The organism is uncultured Limnohabitans sp. (genome assembly GCF_937889215.1).
Classification (GTDB): domain Bacteria; phylum Pseudomonadota; class Gammaproteobacteria; order Burkholderiales; family Burkholderiaceae_C; genus Limnohabitans_A.
Genome location: NZ_CALBEX010000154.1, coordinates 1 through 3,415 on the forward strand (window position 1 = coordinate 1; position 3,415 = coordinate 3,415).

General features: G+C 59.9%; 4 protein-coding genes. All 4 read right to left on the reverse strand.

Going from position 1 to position 3,415, the window contains the following annotated elements; translation table 11 throughout:
• Positions 1–786 (reverse strand): Gfo/Idh/MocA family oxidoreductase (locus Q0341_RS03910; protein WP_299510726.1); only part of this gene is annotated, 786 nt, incomplete at its 3' end.
• Positions 787–870: 84 nt separating this feature from the next.
• Positions 871–1,749, reverse strand: coding sequence for a class III extradiol dioxygenase subunit beta (locus Q0341_RS03915; protein ID WP_299510728.1), 879 nt, complete (start codon positions 1,747–1,749; stop codon positions 871–873).
• A 2-nt stretch (positions 1,750–1,751) separates the two neighbouring features.
• Positions 1,752–2,210 carry a protocatechuate 4,5-dioxygenase subunit alpha gene (gene ligA / locus Q0341_RS03920; RefSeq protein WP_299510729.1) on the reverse strand — a complete coding sequence of 153 codons (459 nt, stop codon included), beginning with the start codon at positions 2,208–2,210 and terminating at the stop codon, positions 1,752–1,754.
• A gap of 111 nt (positions 2,211–2,321) precedes the next feature.
• Complete coding sequence (locus tag Q0341_RS03925; RefSeq protein WP_299510730.1) at positions 2,322–3,257, reverse strand: amidohydrolase family protein; 936 nt, start codon at positions 3,255–3,257, stop codon at positions 2,322–2,324.
• Between the last annotated feature and the right edge of the window lie 158 nt (positions 3,258–3,415).

Consider the following 3,415-nt stretch of genomic DNA (forward strand, 5'->3'; position numbering starts at 1 on the left):
CTTGCCGGTGAACAAGTCGTCGTAACGCGCCAGGTAGGTGCCCGTGTCACCGATGTAGCGAAAGTAGGTGCCCAGCGGGCCGTCGTTGTTGAAGGACAGGCTCAGCGTGCAGATCGCGCCGTTGGCCGCCTGCAGTTGGATGCTCATGTCCATGGCGATGCCCAAAGCCTGATGAATCGGGCCTTGTACGGCGTTGGCTTTGACGATGGGGCTGCCACACTGGTAAGCGAACAAGTCCACCGTGTGGGCCGCGTGGTGCCAAAGCAGGTGGTCGGTCCAGCTGCGGGCCTGGCCCAGCGCGTTCATGTTGGTGCGGCGAAAGAAATAAGTCTGCACATCCATCTGCTGGATGTTGAACTCGCCGGCCTTGATTTTGTGGTTCACCCACTGGTGGCTCGGGTTGAAACGGCGGGTGTGGCCCACCATGGCCACCAAGCCAGTGTCTTGTTGCACGCGCAGCACTTCCTGGCCCTCTTTGTACACATCGCACAGCGGAATTTCCACCTGCACATGCTTGCCCGCCTGCAGGCAAGCCAGGGTTTGGCTGGCGTGCATTTGCGTGGGCGTGCACAAAATCACGGCATCGACTTCTTTCAAAGCCAGCGATGCGTTCAGGTCGGTGGTGACGTGGCCAATGCCGTATTTGTCAGCCACCTCCTGGGTCTTGCCCAATTCACGCCCGACCAAGGAAACAACTTCCACGCCGTCGATGTTTTTAATGCCGTCCAGGTGTTTGGTGCCAAAGGCACCCGCGCCCGCCAGGGCGACTTTGATGGTTTTGCTCATGGGTATTTCCTTCACTGGTTGTTGTTGGCGCGGCCTGCCGCCGCAAAGAGGCTTCGATCGCGGTCAGACACCGCGCCTACAGGCTTAGCTGTTTTCCAAAATGGCGTGGCCGACAGCCGTGTTGCTGGCAGGCACATGGTAGAAGCGGTGACGCAACTTGGGTGCGGGGCCTGTCGCCTGGCCGCTTTCGATGTCGCTCATGGCGCCACGGGCGATCAGCCACATGACCAGCTCAATGCCTTCGCTGCCCGCTTCGCGCACGTAATTGATGTGCGGTGTGGCAGCAGCAGCCGCCGGGTCGTTGATGAGTTGGTCCAGCCAAGCGTTGTCCCACTCGCGGTTGATCAGGCCCGCACGCGCGCCTTGGAGCTGGTGGCTCATGCCGCCTGTGCCCCAGATGTGCACGTTGATGTCTTCGTCGTAGCTCTCAACCGCTTTGCGGATGGCCTGGCCCAAATTGAAGCAGCGCTGGCCGCTGGGCACGGGGTACTGCACCACGTTCACAGCAAAAGGGATCACCGGGCAAGGCCAGGCGTCTTTGGCCGGGTCCAGCGGGCCGCACATCAGCGACAAGGGCACGGTGAGGCCGTGGTCCACGTCCATCTTGTTGACGATGGTGAGGTCAAAGTCTTGCTGAATGACCGACTGCGCGATGTGGCTGGCCAACTCGGGGTGGCCTTTAACGACCGGAACGGGGCGCGGTCCCCAGCCTTCGTCAGCGGGCTGGTACTCGGCTGCGGTGCCAATGGCAAAAGTGGGAATCAGGTCAGAGCTGAAAGCCGTGGCATGGTCGTTGAACACCAGAAAAATCACGTCCGGTTTGTTGTCCTTCATCCATTGCTTGGAGAAGTCGTAGCCCGCGAACACGGGCTTCCAGTAGTCTTCTTGCGTCTTGCCCAGGTCCATAGCCGCGCCAATGGCGGGCACATGTGAGGTGTAGACGGATGCGGTGATTTTGGCCATGTTTATGCTTTCTTCCCGGCTGCGATGGGCTGTTGCCCGGCTGCGCCTTGGGGCTGGTTCTGCGCTTGGGCGCTGCCGTTTTCGCCGATGTAGCGATTGCCTTCCACGCTGCGGCCGCCACCCATCATCATGTTGCGGTATTCCTCTTCGGTCATGCCGGTCATGGAGCCCGCCATTTGCTGGAAGCTCTTGCCGTCGGTCGCGCCGATCTTGGCGAGGAAATAAATGTTGCCGCCCGTGCGCATGCACCAGTTCAGGTCGCGCGCCAGCACGGCCTGCTTTTGCTCTTCGGTCATCTGCCACTCGTCCAGATAAGCCCGTTCGTCGGCCTTGAAGCGTTCGCGGTTTTCAGCCTTTAAGAGCGACATGCAAAACTGGTTGAGCCAGTAGCCTTTGCGGGATTGCTCTGCATCAAAAATGATCGTGCCGGGAACGTCTTTGTAGGGTTTGTCTAGAGCCATGTTGAACCTTGTAGGTAAATGGTGATTGCTGCAGGAGCCCACCCCTGTGGGCGATGGCTTGTGGACCATCCAGGGTCTTGTCGCCCACAGGTTGGGCTCCTACCAAAACGCTTAGGCCTGCTCTTCAGGCCAGTACAAGCGCATCGGGTTGTCCACCAGCAGTTTCTTTTGCAGCTCTGCCGTTGGCGCGATGTGCGGGATGAAGTCGACCAGCAGACCATCGTCGGGCATGTGGTCTTTCAGGTTGGGGTGCGGCCAGTCGGTGCCCCACAACACGCGGTCGGGGAACTCTTGCACGATGCGCTGGGCAAACGGGATCACGTCTTGGTACGCGTTCTGTTCAGCGTTCAAGGCCTTGGGGCCAGTCACCGACAAACGCTCGGGGCAAGACACCTTGCTCCACACATTGGTGTGTTCGCGCATGAACTTCTGGAAAAGCGCAAACTGCGGGCCGTCCACCGGCAACGACACATCGGGGCGGCCCATGTGGTCCACCACCACGGTGGTGGGCAGCGCGGTGAAGAAATCCCACAGCTCGGGCAGGTCCACCGCTTCAAAGTAGATGACCACATGCCAACCCCATTTATGGATGCGGCTGGCGATTTCCATCAGCTCGTCCTTGGGCGTGAAGTCCACCAAACGCTTGACGAAGTTGAAGCGCACGCCGCGCACACCGGCATCGTGCATGGCCTGAATTTCCTGGTCCGTCACGCTGCGCTTGACGGTGGCTACGCCACGGGCCTTGCCACCCGAGTTGACCAGCGCATCGACCATGGCGCGGTTGTCGGCCCCGTGGCAAGTGGCTTGCACCACCACGTTGCGCGCAAAACCCAGGTGGTCACGCAAGGCGAACAGTTGCTGCTTGGAAGCGTCACAGGGCGTGTACTTGCGCTCGGCCGCATAGGGGAACTCCGCCCCCGGCCCAAACACATGGCAGTGCGCATCCACCGCGCCTGCAGGCAACTTAAAAGTCGGCTTGGACGGACCGGTGTACCAGTCCATCCAGCCATCGGTTTTGGTGAAGTCACCAGTGGTCGGTTTATTCATGTCGAACGCCTTTCAATGTATTTTGTAGGTCGGTGCTTTCAGGTCCGACATGTTGGCCATGGCACAAATCCACGTCGAGGCTGAAGCCGCCGACCTACACAAAATCAGTCGATGTATTTCAAACCCGCTGCCGCCAGCGGCTCGCGCATCTTGTACAT